General features: G+C 71.5%; 20 protein-coding genes and 1 other RNA gene. 13 read left to right on the forward strand and 8 right to left on the reverse strand.

Annotated features, from left to right (window positions below; genetic code table 11):
* The first annotated feature begins 267 nt into the window (after window positions 1–267).
* The 4 genes from ACQE3L_RS01785 to ACQE3L_RS01800 all read left to right on the forward strand — a co-directional run bounded on the left by ACQE3L_RS01785 (window position 268) and on the right by ACQE3L_RS01800 (window position 5,139).
* A complete protein-coding gene (locus ACQE3L_RS01785) occupies window positions 268–1,557 on the forward strand; it encodes a Glu/Leu/Phe/Val family dehydrogenase (protein WP_426962083.1) in 1,290 nt (429 codons plus the stop codon).
* A gap of 225 nt (window positions 1,558–1,782) precedes the next feature.
* The gene (locus ACQE3L_RS01790) at window positions 1,783–3,213 is read left to right on the forward strand and encodes an APC family permease (RefSeq protein ID WP_426962084.1); all 1,431 of its coding nucleotides are present in this window, start codon (window positions 1,783–1,785) and stop codon (window positions 3,211–3,213) included.
* 1 nt (window position 3,214) lies between these two features.
* Window positions 3,215–4,012, forward strand: coding sequence for a universal stress protein (locus ACQE3L_RS01795; RefSeq protein ID WP_426962085.1), 798 nt, complete (start codon window positions 3,215–3,217; stop codon window positions 4,010–4,012).
* A 137-nt stretch (window positions 4,013–4,149) separates the two neighbouring features.
* Window positions 4,150–5,139, forward strand: coding sequence for a response regulator (locus ACQE3L_RS01800; RefSeq protein ID WP_426962086.1), 990 nt, complete (start codon window positions 4,150–4,152; stop codon window positions 5,137–5,139).
* 32 nt (window positions 5,140–5,171) lie between these two features.
* On the opposite strand, the gene ACQE3L_RS01805 is transcribed toward ACQE3L_RS01800, so the two are convergent.
* Window positions 5,172–5,888 (reverse strand): YqjF family protein, encoded by a 717-nt coding sequence (locus ACQE3L_RS01805; protein ID WP_426962087.1) that lies wholly within the window; start codon window positions 5,886–5,888, stop codon window positions 5,172–5,174.
* Window positions 5,889–6,108: 220 nt separating this feature from the next.
* Between ACQE3L_RS01805 and ACQE3L_RS01810 the strand changes: the two genes are divergently transcribed.
* Entirely contained in the window at window positions 6,109–6,999 is an 891-nt protein-coding gene (locus tag ACQE3L_RS01810; RefSeq protein WP_426962088.1) for a DUF4349 domain-containing protein, read from the forward strand.
* A 138-nt stretch (window positions 7,000–7,137) separates the two neighbouring features.
* On the opposite strand, the gene ACQE3L_RS01815 is transcribed toward ACQE3L_RS01810, so the two are convergent.
* Window positions 7,138–7,962 (reverse strand): inositol monophosphatase family protein, encoded by an 825-nt coding sequence (locus ACQE3L_RS01815; RefSeq protein ID WP_426962089.1) that lies wholly within the window; start codon window positions 7,960–7,962, stop codon window positions 7,138–7,140.
* 78 nt (window positions 7,963–8,040) lie between these two features.
* On the reverse strand, window positions 8,041–8,469 hold the full coding sequence (locus tag ACQE3L_RS01820; RefSeq protein ID WP_426962090.1) for an EamA family transporter: 429 nt from the start codon (window positions 8,467–8,469) through the stop codon (window positions 8,041–8,043).
* A gap of 160 nt (window positions 8,470–8,629) precedes the next feature.
* On the opposite strand from ACQE3L_RS01820, the gene ACQE3L_RS01825 reads away from it, so the two are divergent.
* From ACQE3L_RS01825 to ACQE3L_RS01850, 6 genes are all read left to right on the forward strand, one after another.
* A complete protein-coding gene (locus ACQE3L_RS01825; protein WP_426962091.1) occupies window positions 8,630–10,849 on the forward strand; it encodes a S9 family peptidase in 2,220 nt (739 codons plus the stop codon).
* A 572-nt stretch (window positions 10,850–11,421) separates the two neighbouring features.
* Window positions 11,422–11,838 carry a DUF7548 family protein gene (locus ACQE3L_RS01830; protein ID WP_426962092.1) on the forward strand — a complete coding sequence of 139 codons (417 nt, stop codon included), beginning with the start codon at window positions 11,422–11,424 and terminating at the stop codon, window positions 11,836–11,838.
* 110 nt (window positions 11,839–11,948) lie between these two features.
* Window positions 11,949–12,261, forward strand: an RNA gene (gene ffs / locus ACQE3L_RS01835) — signal recognition particle sRNA.
* Between the two features lie 445 nt (window positions 12,262–12,706).
* On the forward strand, window positions 12,707–13,234 hold the full coding sequence (locus ACQE3L_RS01840) for a hypothetical protein (protein WP_426962093.1): 528 nt from the start codon (window positions 12,707–12,709) through the stop codon (window positions 13,232–13,234).
* A gap of 69 nt (window positions 13,235–13,303) precedes the next feature.
* Window positions 13,304–14,245, forward strand: coding sequence for a DNA adenine methylase (locus ACQE3L_RS01845; protein WP_426962094.1), 942 nt, complete (start codon window positions 13,304–13,306; stop codon window positions 14,243–14,245).
* Window positions 14,246–14,319: 74 nt separating this feature from the next.
* Complete coding sequence (locus ACQE3L_RS01850; protein ID WP_426962095.1) at window positions 14,320–14,607, forward strand: zinc ribbon domain-containing protein; 288 nt, start codon at window positions 14,320–14,322, stop codon at window positions 14,605–14,607.
* A gap of 26 nt (window positions 14,608–14,633) precedes the next feature.
* On the opposite strand, the gene ACQE3L_RS01855 is transcribed toward ACQE3L_RS01850, so the two are convergent.
* Window positions 14,634–14,996: a nucleoside triphosphate pyrophosphohydrolase gene (locus ACQE3L_RS01855; protein ID WP_426962096.1), complete on the reverse strand. Its 363-nt coding sequence runs from the start codon at window positions 14,994–14,996 to the stop codon at window positions 14,634–14,636.
* A gap of 123 nt (window positions 14,997–15,119) precedes the next feature.
* Between ACQE3L_RS01855 and ACQE3L_RS01860 the strand changes: the two genes are divergently transcribed.
* Window positions 15,120–15,410: a DUF7111 family protein gene (locus ACQE3L_RS01860; RefSeq protein ID WP_426962097.1), complete on the forward strand. Its 291-nt coding sequence runs from the start codon at window positions 15,120–15,122 to the stop codon at window positions 15,408–15,410.
* Window positions 15,411–15,460: 50 nt separating this feature from the next.
* On the opposite strand, the gene ACQE3L_RS01865 is transcribed toward ACQE3L_RS01860, so the two are convergent.
* The 3 genes from ACQE3L_RS01865 to ACQE3L_RS01875 all read right to left on the reverse strand — a co-directional run bounded on the left by ACQE3L_RS01865 (window position 15,461) and on the right by ACQE3L_RS01875 (window position 18,010).
* The gene (locus tag ACQE3L_RS01865) at window positions 15,461–16,102 is read right to left on the reverse strand and encodes a bifunctional 4-hydroxy-2-oxoglutarate aldolase/2-dehydro-3-deoxy-phosphogluconate aldolase (RefSeq protein WP_426962098.1); all 642 of its coding nucleotides are present in this window, start codon (window positions 16,100–16,102) and stop codon (window positions 15,461–15,463) included.
* Between the two features lie 73 nt (window positions 16,103–16,175).
* The gene (locus tag ACQE3L_RS01870; protein ID WP_426962099.1) at window positions 16,176–16,931 is read right to left on the reverse strand and encodes an ABC transporter permease; all 756 of its coding nucleotides are present in this window, start codon (window positions 16,929–16,931) and stop codon (window positions 16,176–16,178) included.
* Window positions 16,928–18,010 (reverse strand): ABC transporter ATP-binding protein, encoded by a 1,083-nt coding sequence (locus ACQE3L_RS01875; RefSeq protein WP_426962100.1) that lies wholly within the window; start codon window positions 18,008–18,010, stop codon window positions 16,928–16,930. Before ACQE3L_RS01875 ends, ACQE3L_RS01870 begins: the two co-directional genes overlap by 4 nt.
* A 105-nt stretch (window positions 18,011–18,115) precedes the next feature.
* Here ACQE3L_RS01875 and ACQE3L_RS01880 point away from each other — a divergent pair, with 105 nt between their 5' ends.
* On the forward strand, window positions 18,116–18,814 hold the full coding sequence (locus ACQE3L_RS01880) for a class I SAM-dependent methyltransferase (RefSeq protein ID WP_426962101.1): 699 nt from the start codon (window positions 18,116–18,118) through the stop codon (window positions 18,812–18,814).
* Between the two features lie 29 nt (window positions 18,815–18,843).
* On the opposite strand, the gene ACQE3L_RS01885 is transcribed toward ACQE3L_RS01880, so the two are convergent.
* On the reverse strand, window positions 18,844–19,086 hold the full coding sequence (locus ACQE3L_RS01885) for an Rdx family protein (RefSeq protein ID WP_058365313.1): 243 nt from the start codon (window positions 19,084–19,086) through the stop codon (window positions 18,844–18,846).
* Between the last annotated feature and the right edge of the window lie 89 nt (window positions 19,087–19,175).

Here is a 19,175-nt window from a genome sequence, read left to right on the forward strand (position 1 = left end):
ACCACCCGCGTCGGCCTCGGGAGCGTCCGCCTCGCTCGCATCCTCGCCGGCCGCGTCCGGCCGAGTCCCGGTGTCCATGCCCCGCGCTTGTGGCCCGCGGGACATAAGTGTCGTCGGACGCCCCCGTCGCGGACGCGGCGGTCGGTCGTGACCGGCGGGGTGCGGACCAGCGGACCGCCTGCATGCGGTCGTTCACGATCGTGTGTGGCAGTGTCAATGGCAATTTCTGCCGAAAGGGACAATTAGGGGGACCACGCAGGGGCGGGTATGGCGGACGACGACCCCTTCGAGAACATGCTCGCGCAGATGGACCGCGCAGAGGAGTTCGCCGACGTGACCCACGGCGTCTTCGAGCGGCTCAAACACCCGGAGCGGACGCTGAAGGTGACGCTCCCGGTCGAACTCGACAGCGGCGACGTGGAGGTGTTCAAAGGGTACCGCTGCCAGTTCGACAGCGCGCGCGGCCCGTTCAAGGGCGGCGTCCGCTACCACCCGAGCGTCACCCAGGAGGAGGTCGAGGCGCTCGCGGGGTGGATGACCTGGAAGACCGCGCTCGTCGACCTGCCGTTCGGCGGCGCGAAGGGCGGCGTCATCTGCGAGCCGAAGGAGCTCACCGACAACGACTTAGAGAACCTCACGCGGCGCTACACGGAGGGGATCCGCCGCCTCATCGGCCCCGAGACGGACGTGCCGGCGCCGGACATGAACACGAACCCGCAGACGATGGCGTGGATGATGGACACCTACTCCATGTACGAGGGCTACTCGGTCCCGAAGGTCGTCACCGGCAAGCCGCTGGAGATCGGGGGCACGCCGGGGCGCGTCGCGGCGACCGGCCGCGGCGTCTCCATCATCACCGAACGGCTCTTCGACTACCTGGAGAACGACCTCTCTGAGGCGACCGTCGCGGTCCAGGGCTTCGGGAACGTCGGCTCCCACGCCGCTCGCCTGCTCGACGACGCCGGCGCGCGGATCGTCGCCACCTCCGACGTGACCGGCGCCGTCTACGACCCCGACGGTCTCGACGTGCCGACGCTCGGCGCACACGTCGACGCCGGCGGCACGATCGAGGAGTACACCGCGGGCGACCTCCGCGTCGAGGACCGCACGCAGTGGGACGAGGGCGACGCCATCGCGAACGAGGACCTGCTGACGCTCGACGTGGACGTGCTCATCCCCGCCGCCGTGGAGGGGGTTCTCACCGAGGCCAACGCCGACGCCGTCCGCGCGGACGCCATCGTCGAGGCCGCCAACGGCCCGACCACGGTCGCCGCCGACGAGATCCTCTCCGAGCGCGACGTCCAGATCGTGCCGGACATCCTCGCGAACGCCGGCGGCGTCATCGTCTCCTACCTCGAGTGGGTCCAGAACTCCCAGGAGTTCTCGTGGCCGCTGGAGACCGTCAACGCCGAACTGGAGCGCCGCATCGGCTCCGCGTTCGACGAGACGATCGAGCGCTACGACGAGGGGGCGATCCCGGACCTCCGGACCGCCGCGTACACCCTCGCGCTCGAGCGCACCGCCCGCGCCCACGAGTACCGCGGGCTGTTCCCCTGATCTGTAGCGGGCTGTTCCCCTGATCTGTAGCGGGCTGTTCCCCTGATCTACAGGGCGACCGGCACACCTCGATTCGCCGACGGCCGTTCTCGCGCCCGCTCCTTCGGAGCCGCCGAGGACACGTCGGCCCGCAGACATAAGTGGCGTCGGCGGTGACTCGACCCGTATGGCCACGAGCGAAGCCACCACCGCGACGTGGCGCGGGGTCGTTCGGGGGTATCACTCGTGACCGACGCGTCGCCGGACGCCGCCCTCGGCGGGGCCAACAGGGAGGGAGAATCGCCGAGAACCGACACACCGGTCGAGACGACCGAGGAAACGACGGTCCACGAGGGCGACGTCGAACTGGAACGGACGATCGGGCTGCGGGGCGGCCTCGCCATCGGCGTCGGGACGATGATCGGGGCCGGCATCTTCGTCTTTCCCGGGATCGCCGCCGGGGAGGCCGGCCCGGCGGCTGCGGCGTCGTTCGCGCTCGGTGCGGTCGTCGCGCTGTTGGTCGCACTTCCCGCCTCCGAGTTGGCGACCGCGATGCCGCGGTCCGGCGGCGGCTACTACTTCATCTCCCGCGCCATGGGGACCGCGTTCGGTGCCGTCGTCGGGGTCTCACTGTGGCTCGGACTTGTCTTCGCGTCCGCGTTCTACCTGGTGGGCTTCGGCGAGTACGCCGTCGCCGTGCTCGCGGAAGTCGGCGCACCGCGACCCGAACTCGTCGTCCCGCTCGCGCTGGTCTTCGGCGTGGCGTTCACCGTCCTCAACGTTACCGGGACCGAGAACGCCGCGGCGCTTCAGAACTACGTCGTCGGCCTTCTGCTCGGGATCCTCGTGGCCTTCCTGCTGTACGGCGGCGCCGATGCGGTCGGACTGGTCGGCGAGCCGTCCGCCCCCGAAACGTTCGCGCCCTTCGGATACACGCCCGTTCTCACTACGGCGGCGCTGGTGTTCACCAGCTACCTCGGGTTCGCGCAGGTAGCGACCGTCGCCGGCGAGATCAAAGACCCCGGTCGGAACCTCCCGCTGGCGATGGTCGGCTCCGTGCTGATCGTCGGCGCGATGTACGTCGCGACCATCTTCGTCGCGACGAGTGCCTTCGGGAGCGCCGCGCTGTCGCAGTTCGGCGAGACCGCGATGGTCGAGGTGGCCCGGTACTTCTTCGGGGCACCCGGCGCCATCGTCATCCTGCTCGCCGGGCTGCTCGCGACGGTCTCCTCGGCCAACGCCTCCATCCTCTCGACCTCGCGTGCGGTGTACGCCACCTCGCGCGACGCGATCCTGCCGCAGTGGGCCAGCCGGGTCAACCTCAGATACGGCACGCCACACGTCGCGCTCGGCATGGCCGGCGGGCCGATCCTCGTCCTGATCGCGGTCGGCGAGGTCGAACTGCTCGCGGAAGTCGCCTCGTTCCTCCACCTCGTCATGTACGGGCTCATTTGTGTGGCGCTCATCCTGCTTCGCCGGAACCCGCCGGCGTGGTACGACCCGGACTTCGTCGTTCCCGGGGGACCGGCCATCCCGCTGGTCGGGGCGGCCGCGAGCTTCGGACTCATCGTCTTTATGCAGCCGCTCTCACAGCTCGTCGGGATCGCCATCATGGTCGGTGCCGTCGGATGGTACTTCTACTACGCGCGCGACGTGACCCTCAAAGGAGCACTCTGAAATGACCGACAGAACACCGATCGGCACGGGAGCGCCCCCGCGTCCCGACATGACGACGAACTGCGTCCTGACCGACGGCGGCGGCCGTGAGCGCGTCCTGATCCCGCTTCCGATTCTGGAAGGGCAGGGCGTCCCCGGCGGGCTGCCGGAGCTGCTCTCCACGACCGACGTGATCCTCCTTGGGTACCACGTCGTCCCTGAGCAGACGCCGCCCGACATGATGCGACAGCAGTACGAAGAGCAGGCGCAAAAGTCCCTCTCGGAGGTCGCGGAGACGTTCGCGAACGCCGGCGGCGAGGCGGAAACCCGTCTCGTCTTCACGCACGACCGCGAGCAAACGGTCGACCGCGTGCTGGCGGAGACGGGCGCCACGGCGTTTCTCCTCCCACGGCCGATCGCTTCGGTCGACTCCGTGCTCGTTCCGCTCCGGGGCGACGTCGACGCGGCGCGCATCGCCCGCTTCGTGGCACGGCTCCGCGGCGACCGCGATATCGACGTGACCCTGTACGCGGCCACGGGAGAAGGAGAGGATGCCGCGGCAGCCGCGGCCGCGGAGCTCGTTGACCTCGCCGCCGCGACGCTCACCGACCTCGGCGTCCCGGCCGATGCGATCACAGAACGGGCGGAGGTGACGGACACGCCGACACGCGCCATCATCAGGGTAGCCATCGCTCACGACGCGGTCGTGATGGGCAAACGTGAGCCGGACTGGCGCTCGCTGATCTTCGGGGAACTCCACGAACAGATCGCGGACGAGTCGCTCGGCCCGGTGTTCGTCGTCGGCGACGTCGGTGAGTAGCGGCCGCGAACGGCTCGAACCTACCGACTCCGCGTCCCTTCGACGGTCGTGGAGGAATCGCACGAGGGCCCCGCCCTGGCGGTCGGAACCACCTTCCCCGCGGTACATTTATCTTCGGCGGTGAAAATGGCGAACGTATGGGCACACATGGCGTTCGGGCCGCCGATGAGGACACCGACGACGGCGGTGGGTCCGGCGTATCGGAAGGGGAACGCGCGGAGGGACTGCGCGGGCCCGTTCCGAGGGCCGACAGCCTCGCCCGGGCGGACGGCGCCGCGGCGACCGTCCCCATCGACGACCGCGGCGTGGTGTTCTCGAACGCCGGAGAGCCGCTCTCGGAAGCCCCGATCACGGTGCTCCACGTCGACGACGACGACGCGTTTCTGGACCTCGCGAGCGAGTTTCTGGGTCGACACGAACCCCTCAGCGTGGAGACGGCGACGGACACGGACGCGGCGCTCGAGCGCCTCGACGATGTCGACTGCGTCGTCTCGGACTTCGACATGCCCGAGCGGGACGGGCTCGCCTTTCTCGACGCGGTCCGATCGCGGCACCCCGAGATGCCCTTCATCCTGTTCACCGGAAAGGGGAGCGAGGAGATCGCCAGCGAGGCCGTGTCGGCGGGGGTGACGGACTACCTGCGGAAGGGGCCGGGGATCGAGCGGTACGAGGTGCTGGCCAACCGGATCAGGAACGCCGTCGAGCAGTTGCGAGCGCGAGAGGCGGTCGCGGAGAACCGGCGACGGCTCTCGCGGCTGGTCTCGAACCTCCCCGGGGTGGCCTATCGCTGCGAGCCCACGGAGCCGTGGCAGATGGCCTTCCTCGGGGGCGAGGTGGAGGCGGTGCTCGGCCACGACCCCGCGGCGCTCGTCGAGGGCGAGGTGGCACTCGGCGACCTGATCCTCGACGCGGACGAGCGGTTGGTCGACGAGACGGTCGCCACCGCGCTCGAGCGCGAGGAGGCCTTCGAGTTGACCTACCGCCTCCGGCGGGCCGACGGCGAGGTCGTCCGCGTCTACGAGCACGGGCAACCGGTGTACGAGGACGACGCGGTCGTCGCGCTGGAGGGATTCATCATGGACGTGGGGCGCCACGGTCCCGCGGTCGCCGAGCGCGACGCGGAGTGACCCGCGGGATTCAGAACTCGACCCGCCGAGGTTCAGAACTCGACCCGCCGGATCCGTTCGGCGGTCACGTCGACAGCGGGACTGTAGTGCGCGATCGGCGCCCCCTCCGGTTCCTCGAACCCGTTGGTCTCGAAGAGCGTGTTCGTCCGGACGGTCGCGTCCGCTTCGTGGAGCGGCCACGGTCCGTGATCGATCTCCCCGCAGTAGAGGCGCCGCCCCTCGGCGTAGAAGCGGTAGTTCTCCACGAGGAACGCCGCCAGTGACCCGGGGTCCGCCTCGAACGCCTCGCCCGCGGGGCCGTACGCGAGGTCGACGTGGGCCGGGTCCGCGCCGCGGTGCGTGCGGTGGCTGGTAAACGTCACGCGGCGGTCGGTCGCGACCGGGCGGTCGCGGTCGCCCTCCGTCGTCACCTCCATCTCCGCGCGGTAGTACGGCAGGGCGAACAGTCGGCGCGCGACGTGTACCCCGATCGGGTCGGCCGCGTCGAGGTTGAAGAAGTAGACGCCGCGACCGCGCGGTCCGTCGACGTACGTGCGGAGGTTCACCTCCGGAAACGAGAGGCCGAAGGGGATCCCCCGGAGCCCGATGTCGGCCATCACGAACGGAACGACCCCGAGGTAGGCGTCCCCGTCGTGCGTCGCGACCGAGAGCCCCTCCGGGAGCCGGGCCGCGACCGTCTCCGGGCTGACGGGCCAGTGGAGGAACAGCGCGTCGCGCCACTCCATCTCCAGCAGGTGACGGTCGGTCATGGCCGTCGATCCGTCCTCCTCGGGCAAAGGTCCGGTGGCGGCGGGACCCACAGGCCGGCGTGGGAGACGGTCGGTGCCGTCGACGGTCGGTGCAGTCGACGGTCGGTTCGGGCGACGGTCGGTCCGGTGCCCGGCACGACGCGCGGTCCGGCGCCGCGAGACACAAACGGTCGTTTGTGCTTTGCGATACTTTACCACAGCGGGGCGCGTTCTCGGAGCCATGAGCCGACAACGCGCGGTGGTCGCGGTCGCGGTGGCGCTGCTGCTCGTGACCGCGGGCTGTGCCGGGGCCGGGAACGACGCCGCCCCCTCGGGCGGCGACGGGGGCGCGGAGATGGACGCCGGCGGAGACGCGCCTCAGGAGGCGGGGAGTGACGACGCCCGGTCGGCCGAGGACGGGTCCGCGTACGCGGTCGCCGACAGGCAGCTGATCCGGACCGGCGAGGCGACGATACACGTCGAGAGCTTCGGCGACGCGAGCGACGAGGTCCGGTCGATCGCGGCGTCGTACGACGGGTACGTCAGCGACACCGAGCAGCGCTCGCGCGAGATCGGGAACGAGACGTGGACCCGCGGCACGGTGCGGTTCCGCGTCCCCACCGAGTCGTTCGACGACGCGTTCGCGGACGCCACCGCGGTCGGCGAGGTCGAGGACTCCTCGACGAACACCGAGGACGTGACCGACCAGCTGGTCGACGTCGAGGCTCGGTTGACGAACCTCCGCGCCGAGCGCGACCGCCTTCGCGAGCTGTACGAGGGGGCCAACGAGACCGAGGACGTGCTCGCGGTGCAGTCGGAGCTCTCCCGGGTTCAAGAGGAGATCGAGCGCCTCGAGGCCCAACAGCGTCAGCTTGAGGACCGCGTCGCGTACGCCACCATCACGGTCCACATCGTGGAGGATCGCCCTGAAGGCGACTCGACCGAGCCCGAGGCGTGGTACGACACCGGCGTCGCCGCCGCGTTCCTCACCTCCGTGGACGGCGTCGGAACCGCGCTGCGGGCGATCGCCGTCGGAGCCGCCTACGTCGCCCCGTACCTGCTCGCGTTCGGGACGCCCGTCGTCGTCGGCGTGGTCGCCGTCGCGAAGTTGGTCCAGCGGCGCGGGGAGTGACGGTCGCGGGACGACTCCGCGTTCCGAGCGAAATTTCTGTCGACTGTTCGGATGGCGCTTTTTCTGTCGACTGTTCGGACGGCGCTTTTCTGTCGGCCGTGTCGGTACCGTCCCTTCCGGATCGCTACTCCGCGATCGCTACTGCGCGATCGTTTCTCGGGCCACGGCCGCGAGACGGTCGGCGGCCGTCTCGTCGGCCGCGGCCACGTACAGTCCCGCGTCGTCGTCCGCCCGGACCGCGGCGTCGCTCTCCTCGGCCAGCAGCGAGCCGACGTACTGCTCGAAGGGGTCGGGGTGGTAGCAGACGACCGCCTCGGAGCCGCCGCTCGCGAGCATCCCCCAGTCGACGCAGGGGGACCACGACTGGAGGACGCGCTTGCACTCCGCGTCGAGCGCGGACGCGAGCGCGTCCGCCCGCGCGCTCCGCTCGGCGTCGCGGATCGCGGGGAGCCCGATCACGAGTGAGACCGTCCCGCTGTCGAGCGGGACGTCGCTGTCGGCCGACAGGGGCGTCCCCGCTCCGGGCCGGTCCGGGTCGGTCGCGACGGCGGCGGGGGCAACGGTCCCACCGCCGCCGCGCGTGGCTCGGAACAGGGAATCGGGGAGGGGTTCGTAGACGGCGCCGGCGACCGGTTCGTCGTCGCACAGACAGCAGACCGCGGTCGCGAACGACGGGAAGCCGGCCGCGAAGTTGTTGGTCCCGTCGAGGGGGTCGACGACCCAGACGTACTCGCCGTCGCCCCGACGGCCCGACTCCTCGCCGTGCGTGGCGTGGGTCGGATACGCGTCCTCGAGCACCGCGAGGACGCGCTCCTCGGCGGCCACGTCGGCGTCGGTCTTCACGTCGTCGGCCTTGTACTCGCCGGGAACGCGGCCGTCGCGGAACCGGGACGCGAGCAGGTCGCCGCCGGCCCGCGCCGCGCGGGCCGCGACCGTCGCGAGGTCGTCGAGGGGGACGCTCATGGACGCCGCGTCGGCGTCGGGCGTAAAACGCGGTTCGGTTTCCGGCGGCGGTGCGGCGGTCTCTCCGAACGCGGGCGATCAGCTCGTCGCGACGAGATAGACGCCGAGCGTCGCGAACAGGATGCCGGCCGCCTTCTTCGCGGTGAGGGACTCCCCGAGCGCGGCGACCCCGATGACGGAGCTGAACACGAGGAAGGTGGCGAAGATCGGCGTGACGACGCTCACCGGACCGAGCGCGAGCGCCCGGTAGTAGGCGAGGATCCCCACCGCCAGACAGAGCCCGGCCGCGAGCACGTACGGCGTCTTCGGCCCGGAGAGGTGCGGCGTCACCTGCTGTCCGGTCGCGGCGACGACGCCGAGCGCGGCCGCCACCAGCACGAGGTTCGAGATCGCGGCCGCCACGTCGCTCGGAACCGCGTTCTGTCCGGAGGTCGCAAAGCGCATCAGCGGCGCGACGAGCGCGTACGCCCCGAGCGCCAAAAGCGAGTAGGGGAGGTAACTCTGCATGACGACCGCTTCGGCGCGGGTCGGTTAAGCCGCTTCGTCCGCGGCCCGTACCGCCGGAGGTGCGCGGTCGACGCCCGCACACCGCCGGCGACGGCGGTCGGACCCGCCGCGGCGTTCCGGTTGGCCAACGTATATCCGAAGCCCCCGTTTCGGTCACTGCATGACGGAACTGCCGCTCGACGCCTACTACGACCTGACGCAGGTCGGCGAGGTCGCCGTCTCGCCGTCCGGCGACCGCGTCGCCTTTACGGCCACCGAGTACGACCAGAGCGAGGACGAGTCGGTCACCTCGCTGTTCGTCGTCCCGCGGGACGGCTCCCGCGACCCGCACCGCCTCTCGCGCGCGTCGGACGCCGGAAGCCCGGCGTGGTCGCCCGACGGGGAGCGGCTCGCGTTCACCGCCGCCCGCGAGGAGGACGACGCGCGGCGCGTCGGGTGGCAGGACCGCGCGACGGACGAGAATGCTGACGAGGCAGACGAGGCGGACGCTGAGGAGACGAACGGGGAGGACGCCGCCGAACCCGAGAACGCCGACGACGAACCGAAGTCGCAGGTGTGGGTCTTCGACCTCGCGCTCGGCGGCGACGCCCGGCAGGTGACCGACCGCGAGGAGGGCGTCTCGGAGTTCGACTGGGGTCCGGAGGGCGACCGGCTGGTCGTCGCGGCGCGCGACCCCACCGACGAGGAGTCCGACTACCTCGACCAGGTGCGCGACGGCGGCCCGGTCGAGACGACCCGGATGCAGCACAAACTCGACGGGGTGGGCTGGACGGACGACGTGACGACGTACCTGTTCGTCGTCGACGCCGAGACGGGCGAGGAGATCAGACTGGAGGACGGCTACGGCGGCGGCGCCCAGCAGGACCTCTCCGGCATGAACCCCCACTGGGGCGAGGCGGGGCGAATCGCCTTCACCGCCTACCGCGGCGAGGACCCCGACGACACGAGCGCGCGGGACGTGTACACGATCCGCCCCGAGGCCGACGCCGAGGCGGTCAGACAGACCGACGGGACGCTGTCGTGTGCCGGCCCGCGGTGGCGCAGCGACGGGACGCTCGGGTTCGTCGCCAGCGTCCCCGACAACTGGTGTCTCCCGACGCAGGTCTACGTCGGCGAGCCGGGCAAGGAGCAGCCCGCTGGCGACCCCGGCGCCGCGGACGCCGAGGGCGCGGGGTCGTTCGCGTCGATCACCGAGGACCTGGACCGGACCGTCGCTCGCGGGGGCGGCGTCCACTGGGTCGACGGCGCGGTGTACACCCTGATCGCGGACCACTCTCGGACGCGGCTCGTGCGGGCGGACCCGGCCGAAAAGGCGGTCGACCGCGTGTTCGAGGCGCAGGGGAACCTGCGCGCGGTCTCCGCGCTCGACGTCTCCGCGGACGGCTCGACCGCGGCGTTCGTCCTCTCGCACCCGGGCGAGGGAGCGGACGTGTACGCGGTCGACGTGGCCGACCTGGACGACGCGCCCGCGGCCGAGCCGCACCATCCCGCGGACGACCCCGAGGGGTTCCCCGAAGAGCCGGGGTCGATCACGCGCCTCTCGGGGGTCAACGACGACCTGATCGCGGAGTTCTCCATGCCGGAGGTCGAGCGCGTCGAGTGGGAGTCGGACGGCTGGGACCTCGACGGCGTGCTGTATCACGACCCGGACGTGGACCCCGAGGCGGGCGACCACCCCCTCGCCGTTGCCATCCACGGCGGCCCCATCTCCTACGACGAGCCGGTCTTCTCGTTCGCGCACGCGGCGCTGACGAGCCGGGGGTACCTCGTCTTCCGACCGAACTACCGCGGTGGAAGTTCTCGGGGCCGGGAGTTCGCGGAGACGCTCCGCGGCCAGTGGGGCACGGTCGAGGTCGCGGACGTGGTCGCGGGCGCGCGCTCGCTCGTCGAGCGCGGGTGGGCCGACGGGGACCGGATCTTCGGCTACGGCTTCTCCTACGGCGGGATCACGCAGGGGTTCATCGTCACGCAGGAGCCGGACCTCTTCGCGGCCGCCGCGCCCGAGCACGGCATCTACGACCTGCGGTCGGCGTTCGGGACGGACGACTCCCACAACTGGATGGAGGCGGAGTACGGCCTGCCGTGGGAGAACCCGGAAGCCATCGACGCCTCCTCGGCCATCCTCGACGCCGGGAACATCGACACGCCGGTCCTGATCACCGCCGGCGGGCAGGACTGGCGCTGCCCGCCCTCGCAGTCCGAGCAGTTCTACATGGCCGCCCAGAAGGCGGGCGTCGACGCGAAGCTGATCGTCTACCCCGAGGAGCACCACAACGTCGGCGACCCCGACCGCGCGATCCACCGCCTCGAGGCGGTCACCGAGTGGTACGAGACGCACGATCCCGCGACCGAGAGCGACCCCGAGAGCGACGAGGAATAGCCCGGGGACGCACGAACCGCTTTCAGAAAAACGAGACCGGTAGACCGGCTGTCCCACGCTCGGCGCGCGCCGCGGCGACCGCGGAGCGCGTCGCCGCGACCGCGCGAGGGAGGCGGTGGCGCGGCCGCGCTGTGGTGCTGTGCGGTTCCGCGGCCGCGCCACCGGCGAGGCTGCGGAGGCGAGAGGCCACGCTTGACTCGACAGCCGGACCAGAGACGCACCGAGCAACCGGCCGCGACAACCGACTCCGCAATCCACGCCCTGGCGGACTGAAAGGGCGAGGCCGGTCGCGGCCGCTCAGCCGACCCCTATCGGCGCCGGGTGTTGCGGAGAGGCGCCGGTATGTCGCTGAGCGTCCGCGAGCGGTCGAGGGCTTTCTGGATGTTCGCGGTGAACGCAGCAGAACGCTTGACTGAGACAGAACCATCGTATAGCGAGCGGTCGAGGGCTTTCCGCACGTTCGCATCAGTCACAGCAGTACGCCCGCGTACCCGACCCGAGCCAGCGGCCTCCAGATCCCGATCTCGGTTCGGATCGCCCTTTTTAACGCACCCACGCCCCAACCCCCGTCCATGAACCTCCGGAAGGTCGCGCCCCCGGTCGGCGCCGTCGCGTCGCTGTTGACGGTGTTGGTCCTCGCGCTGCCGTTCGTGCTGGTCGACGTGCGGGCGGAACTGCTGAACGCCTACTACGCGGCCGGACCGACTGGCGCGGTCGGGATCGCGCTGTTCGGACTGGTGGGCGCCGTCGCGTTCGCCTCCGCGGAGCGGGGCAACGTCGACCGCGTGACGATGGCCGGCGGGCTGGTCGCGCTCGGCGCCGGGACGCTCGCCCTCGCGGCCGCGTGGTGGCTCGCCATCGACGAGACCGTCCTCTTCAGCTTCCCGCAGCAGTACCGCTGGCTGGAGTGGCACGCGCCCCTGACCACCGCGCTCGCGGTCCTGCCGGCCGCGGCGGCCGCGGCGTACGCGAGCGCGGTCGTGGAGTAGCGGGACTCCCCACGACTTCGGACCGACCACCGCGAACGAACCGCCACCGATCCCACGCCCTCCCGCGACCCGCGGAGCGAAAGGCCCTTATGGGGCACTGGTCTACGGTGGAGTGGACTAGGTCGGGCGGTTAGGCCCCGCCCCTCGCCCGTGAGGTAGTCTTCAGCGGGGACCGAACGCCGGGGGTGTCCGGTCAGACCGGCACGGGCCCCGGGAGCCAACGTGGAAGCCTCGTCCGACGGGGACAGCGGTCCGTGGCGCCCGCTCGCAGGAGCGGTCCGTCGCGGTTCGGCGGAGACAATGGGTCAGGCGCGGAAGCGAGCAGCCCACCTCCGGACGCCAGTCGCTCGTCGGGTCGCGGGGTGGAGGAGGCAACCGGGATTCCCCGCGTCGGAACGCCGGGCTATCCCGGTCCGTCCATCCATTCATAACGACCTTTTTCTGCGGTTGGGTTCACGCGCCGCGGAGCGGCGCGCTCACCCGCCCTTGAAAAATGTCGATCAAAAAGGGGCCGCGGGCGGCGCTCCGGGCGCTCCGCGCCCTCGCGCCGCCGCGGTACCACGACCTCAATACATAACCGCACCGCGGCCGCAACCGCACCGCGACCGCATCAGCACCGCACCGCGGCCGCAACCGCACCGCGACCGCATCAGCACCGCACCGCGGCCGCAACCGCACCGCGACCGCATCAGCACCGCACCGCGGCCGCATCAGCACCGCACCGCGACCGCATCAGCACCGCACCGCGACCGTACCGTGACATGAAAAATACCGGGTGTCGATGTGTGGCTGGAGCCGATCCGCTACCGGACCGTGACGGAAATTTCTATGGCATCAGCCTTTCCGGTGTCGGGCCACACGCCCGAGTGTGAGACGACTCCTGACCGTACTCGCGCTCGTGTCGATAGTCGCGCTGGCCGGCTGTGCCGGGCTGCCGGGTGCCGGCGACGCCGGCGAGGGCACCGCGGTCCCCGACGAGGAAGTCTCGGTCGCGAACGACGAGGCGAACGCGACCGGCGTCAACCAGACGCTCCGGCTGACCGTGAACGAGAGCGTCGCCGGCGACGAACTCACCTCGGTCGGCGCCACCTACCCCCGCGACCGGTTCAACGTCGACGAGGCCGCTCACGACGCCATCCTGATCGGCGTCGACACCGACGGCGACGGCGACCTCGACCGCGGGTTCAACGAGACGCACGTCAGCGGCGTCAACACCAACGAGTTCTCCTACGACGTGACGCTCGACACCGACTACACCCTCAAGGAAGGCGACACCGTCGTGCTCGGCTATCCCGCCGTCGACAACCCCGAGGAGGCCGGGGAGTACGCCGTCGAGGTGCACGTCAACGACGAGCAGCGCGCGAACGGGACCGTCGTCATCGAGGACGCCGAGTAGTTCGGCGCGAGGCCGACCGACCGCGGACGACCCCTTTTTGTGCCCGCGCGCGCTTCGCTCCGGTAGCCGATGGCGACGCCGATCCTCAAGTGGGCAGGCGGGAAGCGCCAACTGCTCGACGAGCTGTACGCGCGGTTCCCCGCCGCCTACGACCCCGCGGAGCACGCCTACCACGAGCCGTTCCTGGGGAGCGGCGCGCTCTTCTTCGACCACGAGCCCCGCCGCGGCACCGTCAACGACCGCAACGTCCGGCTCCACAACTTCTACGTCCAGGTCCGCGACCGGTCCGAGGACCTGATCGAGCGCTGCCGCGCGTTCGACGACCCCGAGAGCGACCCCGACCCGGACCTGCCGTTCGCGGAGACGGACCGCTCCGACAAGCCCGTCGAGGCGTACTACTACCAGCAGCGCGCGCTCTTTAACCGCCGCCCGAACGGCGAGCCCTTCGATCCCCTCGACGAGGCCGCGCGACTGCTCTACCTCAACCGAACCTGCTTCAACGGACTCTATCGCGAGAACAGCGACGGCGAGTTCAACGTGCCCATCGGGCGCTACGCCAATCCCGATTGGGTCCGCGCCGACGAGGTCCGCGCCGCGAGCCGCGTCCTCTCCCGCCTGCCCGACGACGCGCTCCGTGCGGGCGAGTACGACTACGTGCTCGACGCCGCCGAACCGGGCGATCTGGTCTACTTCGACCCGCCCTACGAGCCGATGAGCCCGACCGCGGACTTCGCCGAGTACAGCGCCGGCGGCTTCGACCGCGAGGACCAGCGCGCGCTTCTCGAGACCGTCCTCGCCCTCCGCGACCGCGGCGTCCACGCGATCCTCTCCAACAGCGGGGTCATGTACGACACCTACGACGACGCGGGGCTCCACGTCACGCGTGAGGGTGCCACGCGAGCGATAAACAGTGACGCCGAGAGCCGCGGGGAGGTCGACGAGGTGATCGCGACGACGGTCGCGCCCGAAGACCGGCAACAGCACGGCACCGCGACGCTGGACGAGTTCTGAGACCGGACGACCTGGACCCTCCACCGCCGGCCGAGACGGCAACCGGTAAGGCGAACCGGCTCGAACCGGCGGCCGTGTCACGAGGCTCGACCGTCGTCTGTATCAACTGCGAGGAGGCGATCAGCGCGGACGCGCGGATCTGCCCGCACTGCGGCGAGCTTCAGCCGTCGCCGCTGCTCGCGGCCCTGCTCGCGGTCCTCGGCGTCTTCGCGATCCTCGTGGGGTTCCCGGTCGCGGCGTTCACCGTCGGGCTGGTCCGCTGGGCCGGCTTCGCCGGCGTCCTCGTCGGCATCGGCCTCGTCTTCGGCGGCTACACCTCCTACATCGACGCGCAGGCACAGCGGTCGCGCCGAGCGCGGTAGCGCGGCGCGCCCCCGAGTCCCCGCGGTTACTCGCGCTCGCGCACCTGGTCGAGCACGATCCGGTCCTCGAAGCCGCCGCGCGCCGCGGACTTCTCCGCCCGGAGGTTCTCGATTCGTTCGCGGTCGTAGTCGGCGTTCGCCAGCACCGCGTCGAGCACGTCGAGCACGTCGCCGAGTTCGGCCGGGTTCCCGGACTCCCGGAACTCCGCGGCCTCCTCGACCAGTTTCTCGCGCAGCCGCCGTTCGTGCTCCGCGTCGTCCGCGACGTGCGTCTCGGGCACGTCGCCGTCCTCCCGGACGATACGCGGGATATCGTCCCGGACGAGCTTGTCGTATTCGAGGGCTCCCTCGCCGTCGCTGCGATCAGCGGCGTCGTCCTCGCCAGTCATGCGCTCGACCGCGGCCGGCGGGGACAAAAGGGTAGCGCGGACCGGCGGGTCGGAGACGGTTCTCGATGCGTGGGCTGCCGCCGGGACCGACAGCTACGAAACCCCGACGCCCGAACGGCGGGTATGGCCGACAGCGAGAGCGAGACCGCGACGGCGTCTGCGGACGGGATCACCGCACGCTACGAGGTGCGCGACGGCGAGCGCGTGCTCGCCTTCGAGCGCGACGGGCGGACCGCGGCGGTCGCACAGAACGTCGAGGGGTACGCGATGTTGAAGGTGCGCCCGACAGCGGACGGCGACGAGCTGGAGCGCTACTACGGCTTCGATATGGCGCTGGACCACGCCGCGGAACTGCTGGGCGTCGCGCCTGCCGACCTCCCGGTTCCCGACGCGGCCGCCGACATGGGGATGTAGCGGTTCGCGACCGCCCGTTTTTCAGAAAAACCCGGCCCGCGAGTCGCCGCTCAGTCGCGGTGCTCCGCGACCGTCTCGGTGAACTGCCGGGCGGTTTCCGTGATGGACGCGAAGTCGCCGCGCTCCGCGGCGTCGTAGTCGACGAGCGCGGAGCCCGCGCCGACCGCGAACGCGCCGGCATCGACGAACTCGCCCGCGTTGTCTAGCCCGACGCCGCCGGTCGGCATGATGGGGATCTGCGAGAGCGGGCCCTTGATCGCGGAGACGTGGCCCGGCCCGACCGTCGCGGCCGGGAACACCTTCACGAAGTCCGCGCCCGCCTCGTAGGCGGTGATCGCCTCGGTCGGCGTCATGACGCCCGGCGCGACGACGGTGCCGTAGCGGTTGCACGTCTCGATCACGTCCTCGTGGAGGCTCGGCGAGACGACGAACTCCGCGCCAGCGAGCTGGACGTTCCGGGCCGTCTCCGCGTCGATGACGGTGCCGGCGCCGATGGTCGTCTCGCCGTCCGCGAAGCTCGAGGACACTTCGTCGATCAGGTCCACGACGCCCGGCGTGTCCGCGGTCACTTCGATGGCGGTCACGCCGCCCTCGCGCAGCGCGTCCGCGATGTCGATGAGCTGGTCGGCGGGCACGCCGCGCAACACGGCGACGACGCCGGAGTCCTCGATCCGCTGGAGCGTCTCGTTCATACGCGCACCGAGGACCAGCGGGGCCTTAAAAACCGCGAGAACGGAGAGAACTGCGGGTCGTCGGTGTCGTGGGTCAGTCGGTCCGGGGAAGCGCCAGCGCGCCGGCCGCGAGCAGCGCGACCGCGAGCGCGGACAGCACCGCGAGGTCGCCGAGCCACGCTCCACCGTCGTAGGTGATCGCCCGCACGCCGCGCGCGAAGTAGGTCAGCGGCGAGAGGTTCACCAGCGGCAGGAACCAGCCCGGCAGCATCGACGGCGCGACGAACGTCTCCGAGAGGAACAACAGCGGGAGCGCGACCGTGTTGCTCGCGGCGATCACCCCGTCCTGCGAGTCCGCGGCCGCGCCGAGCAGCGCCCCGAGCCCGCAGAAGGTCGCCACGCCGACTACGACGAAGACGGGGAGGACGGCGAGCGCGGGCGTCGCGCGCACCGCGGCGTCGGTCACGGCGAGCACCAGCCCGAAGATCAGGAGGCTCGCCGCGCCGATGATGGCGACGTTGACGACCGTGTGCGCGAGCAGCCACTCCGTCCGCGTCAGGGGGGTCGTCGACAGCTTCTCGAACCGGTTGCCGTCCCTGTGGCGCGCGATCTCCGAGCCGACGCGCGACAGGGGCGTGAACAGCACCACGACCGCGAGGTAGCCCGGCAGGTAGTAGCCGGCCGGCTCCGCGAACAGGCCGCCACCGGTGGGCTGGGTCCGCACCAGCGCGCCGAAGATGACCACGAGGATCACCGGGAAGAAGAACGTGAAGAACACCGCCGTCCGCCGGCGCAGGAACGACCGCGCGGCCGCGGTCGCCTCCGCCCGCACGCGCCCGAGGCGACTCATCGCGCCCCTCCGTCGGTCGGCTCGGTCCCGTCGCCGCTCGATACTCCCGGCCCCGCGTCACGCCCCCGCGGCGCGTACGCTTCGCCGGTGAGCTCCAGGTAGACGTCCTCGAGCGTCGGCTCCGCCCACGACAGCGACTCGAAGGGAACGCCCGCGTCCCCGAGCGCGTCGACCACGGCTGCGATCCCCTCCGGCTCGACGCCGGAGAACCGGAGGCCGCGGTCGGTCGTCTCGACCGCCAGTCCCCGGTCGTCACCGCCCCGCTCGCGGACGCGCTCGGCCGCGGTCTCCGGGTCGAGGGAACCGCTCGCCTCGCGGTCCCCGTCGACTGCGAGTTCCACGTCGAGGTGGGGCGCGCCGCCGTGGTCGGCGATCAGGCCGGCCGGCGTTCCGGTCGCGACGACCGCGCCGTCCCGGATCAGGGCGACGCGGTCCGCGAGCCGCTCCACCTCGTCCATCGCGTGGCTCGTCAGGAAGACGGTCGTGCCGTCGTCGGCGAGCGCCTCGATCAGCGCGTGGAGACTCCGGCGGCCCGCCGGGTCGATGCCGGTCGTCGGCTCGTCCAGAAAGAGGACCTCAGGGTCGTTGACGAGGGCGGTCGCGACGCAGGTCCGCCGCTTTTGCCCGCCCGAGAGCGTCTCGTACCACGCGTCAGCGTCGTCCGCGAGGCCCACGTCCGCGAGCACTTCCTCGGTGTCCCGCGGGTCGTCGTAGAGCCCGCCGTAGTAGTCCACGAGTTCGCGCGCGGTCAGCCGCTCGGGCGGGTCGAACGACTGCGGGAGCAGTCCCACGCGGGCGGGGTGGACGCCGCCCGGCGCCGCGCCGAGCACGCGGACCTCGCCCTCCGCGTCGGTCGTCCCCGTCAGCGCGCGCACGAGCGTCGTCTTGCCCGCCCCGTTCGGCCCGATCAGGCCGAACACCTCGCCGCGCTCGACGGAGAGGTCGACGCCGTCGAGCGCGACCGTCTCGCCGTACGCCTTGCGGACGCCGCGCGCGGCGAGGGCCTCGTCCCCGCTCGCTGGCCCCGCCGCGCCACCGGACCCCGTCGCCCCCGACGCGTCCGCCGCCGTCTCGTTCATACGCCGACTCGACTCGCGGCGCGCCTAAGGGTTGCTCTTCGGCGCCGTGGAACCGACTCGCACGCCGGGACAAGAGCCTTGAGGGGACCGGCTGAACGCCCGGCCGTGAGCGACGACGGAGCCGACGGAACCGGCGGAGCGGACGGGGCAGCCGAAGCGGACAGGGAGACGGTCCGCGAGGGGTACGACGCGCTCGCGGCCGCCTACGACGCGGCGCGCGAACCGGACGCGGTCGAGCGCGCGGCCGTGAGCGACCTCCGCGAGCGACTGGCCGAGGAGGCGGCGTCCCGCGACGACGGCGCCGCGACGGAGCGGGTCAGCCTGCTCGACGCCGGCTGCGGCGCCGGCCGCGCGGTGCTGGAGGCGTTCGTGGACGAGGACCGAGTCGAGGCGGTCGGGGTGGACCTGTCCATGGCGCAGCTCCGCCTCGCGCGCCGTCACGCGCCGGTCGCCGCGGGCGACCTGACGTCCCTCCCGGTCGCGGACGACGCGGTCGACGCCGTCACCGCGTTCCACTCGGTGATCCACGTCCCGACCGCGGACCACCCCGACGTCTACCGGGAGTTCGCGCGCGTCCTCCGGCCCGGCGGCCGGCTGCTCCTCACCGCCGGCCGCGAGGCGTGGGCCGGCCGCAACGACGACTGGCTCGACGCCGGCGCCGCGATGGAGTGGAGCTTCCCCGCGCTCGAGGCGACCCGCGAGCACCTCCGCGACGCCGGGTTCTCGGTCCGCGAGGAGCGCACGACCGGCGACGAGCTCGGCGGCGGAGCGTGGGCGCTGCTGTCCTGTCGGCTCGACCGCTGAAGAAAAATCCGGACGCCGGGCGTCGAAGCCTACGCTTCCGCGCCAACGTACGGCCGCACGCCGCGGACGATGGCGTCCACGTCGAACTCGTCCTCGGTCTTGTCGAAGACGACCTCGCCGTCCGCGCGGACGACGAACACGCCGTCGTCGCCGGTGACGAGCGAGACCTCCTCGACCTCCTCCCCGAACTGCTGGAGGATGGCGCCCGCCACGTCCTGTGCTCGGTTCAGCATGCCGCACGGTACGCAGTACTCGACCTCGACTCGGGTCATGGTCCCGCGTTGGGCCGCCAGCGGCATAAGCGTCCGCGAACCGGGCTGGCCGGCCGCGTTCTCCGCACGCTCGCGTCAGGCCATTTCTG

Source organism: Haloparvum alkalitolerans, assembly GCF_050122995.1.
GTDB classification, from domain to species: domain Archaea; phylum Halobacteriota; class Halobacteria; order Halobacteriales; family Haloferacaceae; genus Haloparvum; species Haloparvum alkalitolerans.

What these genes read in the sequence shown, in the direction of transcription:
- ACQE3L_RS01845 (WP_426962094.1), top strand. Translation starts at nt 13,304, where the DNA reads ATGGCGACGCCGATCCTCAAGTGGGCAGGCGGGAAGCGCCAACTGCTC.
- ACQE3L_RS01870 (WP_426962099.1), bottom strand. Translation starts at nt 16,931, where the DNA reads ATGAGTCGCCTCGGGCGCGTGCGGGCGGAGGCGACCGCGGCCGCGCGG.
- ACQE3L_RS01860 (WP_426962097.1), top strand. Translation starts at nt 15,120, where the DNA reads ATGGCCGACAGCGAGAGCGAGACCGCGACGGCGTCTGCGGACGGGATC.
- ACQE3L_RS01800 (WP_426962086.1), top strand. Translation starts at nt 4,150, where the DNA reads ATGGGCACACATGGCGTTCGGGCCGCCGATGAGGACACCGACGACGGC.
- ACQE3L_RS01810 (WP_426962088.1), top strand. Translation starts at nt 6,109, where the DNA reads ATGAGCCGACAACGCGCGGTGGTCGCGGTCGCGGTGGCGCTGCTGCTC.
- ACQE3L_RS01885 (WP_058365313.1), bottom strand. Translation starts at nt 19,086, where the DNA reads ATGACCCGAGTCGAGGTCGAGTACTGCGTACCGTGCGGCATGCTGAAC.
- ACQE3L_RS01815 (WP_426962089.1), bottom strand. Translation starts at nt 7,962, where the DNA reads ATGAGCGTCCCCCTCGACGACCTCGCGACGGTCGCGGCCCGCGCGGCG.
- ACQE3L_RS01785 (WP_426962083.1), top strand. Translation starts at nt 268, where the DNA reads ATGGCGGACGACGACCCCTTCGAGAACATGCTCGCGCAGATGGACCGC.
- ACQE3L_RS01865 (WP_426962098.1), bottom strand. Translation starts at nt 16,102, where the DNA reads ATGAACGAGACGCTCCAGCGGATCGAGGACTCCGGCGTCGTCGCCGTG.
- ACQE3L_RS01830 (WP_426962092.1), top strand. Translation starts at nt 11,422, where the DNA reads ATGAACCTCCGGAAGGTCGCGCCCCCGGTCGGCGCCGTCGCGTCGCTG.
- ACQE3L_RS01855 (WP_426962096.1), bottom strand. Translation starts at nt 14,996, where the DNA reads ATGACTGGCGAGGACGACGCCGCTGATCGCAGCGACGGCGAGGGAGCC.
- ACQE3L_RS01795 (WP_426962085.1), top strand. Translation starts at nt 3,215, where the DNA reads ATGACCGACAGAACACCGATCGGCACGGGAGCGCCCCCGCGTCCCGAC.
- ACQE3L_RS01825 (WP_426962091.1), top strand. Translation starts at nt 8,630, where the DNA reads ATGACGGAACTGCCGCTCGACGCCTACTACGACCTGACGCAGGTCGGC.
- ACQE3L_RS01820 (WP_426962090.1), bottom strand. Translation starts at nt 8,469, where the DNA reads ATGCAGAGTTACCTCCCCTACTCGCTTTTGGCGCTCGGGGCGTACGCG.
- ACQE3L_RS01875 (WP_426962100.1), bottom strand. Translation starts at nt 18,010, where the DNA reads ATGAACGAGACGGCGGCGGACGCGTCGGGGGCGACGGGGTCCGGTGGC.
- ACQE3L_RS01805 (WP_426962087.1), bottom strand. Translation starts at nt 5,888, where the DNA reads ATGACCGACCGTCACCTGCTGGAGATGGAGTGGCGCGACGCGCTGTTC.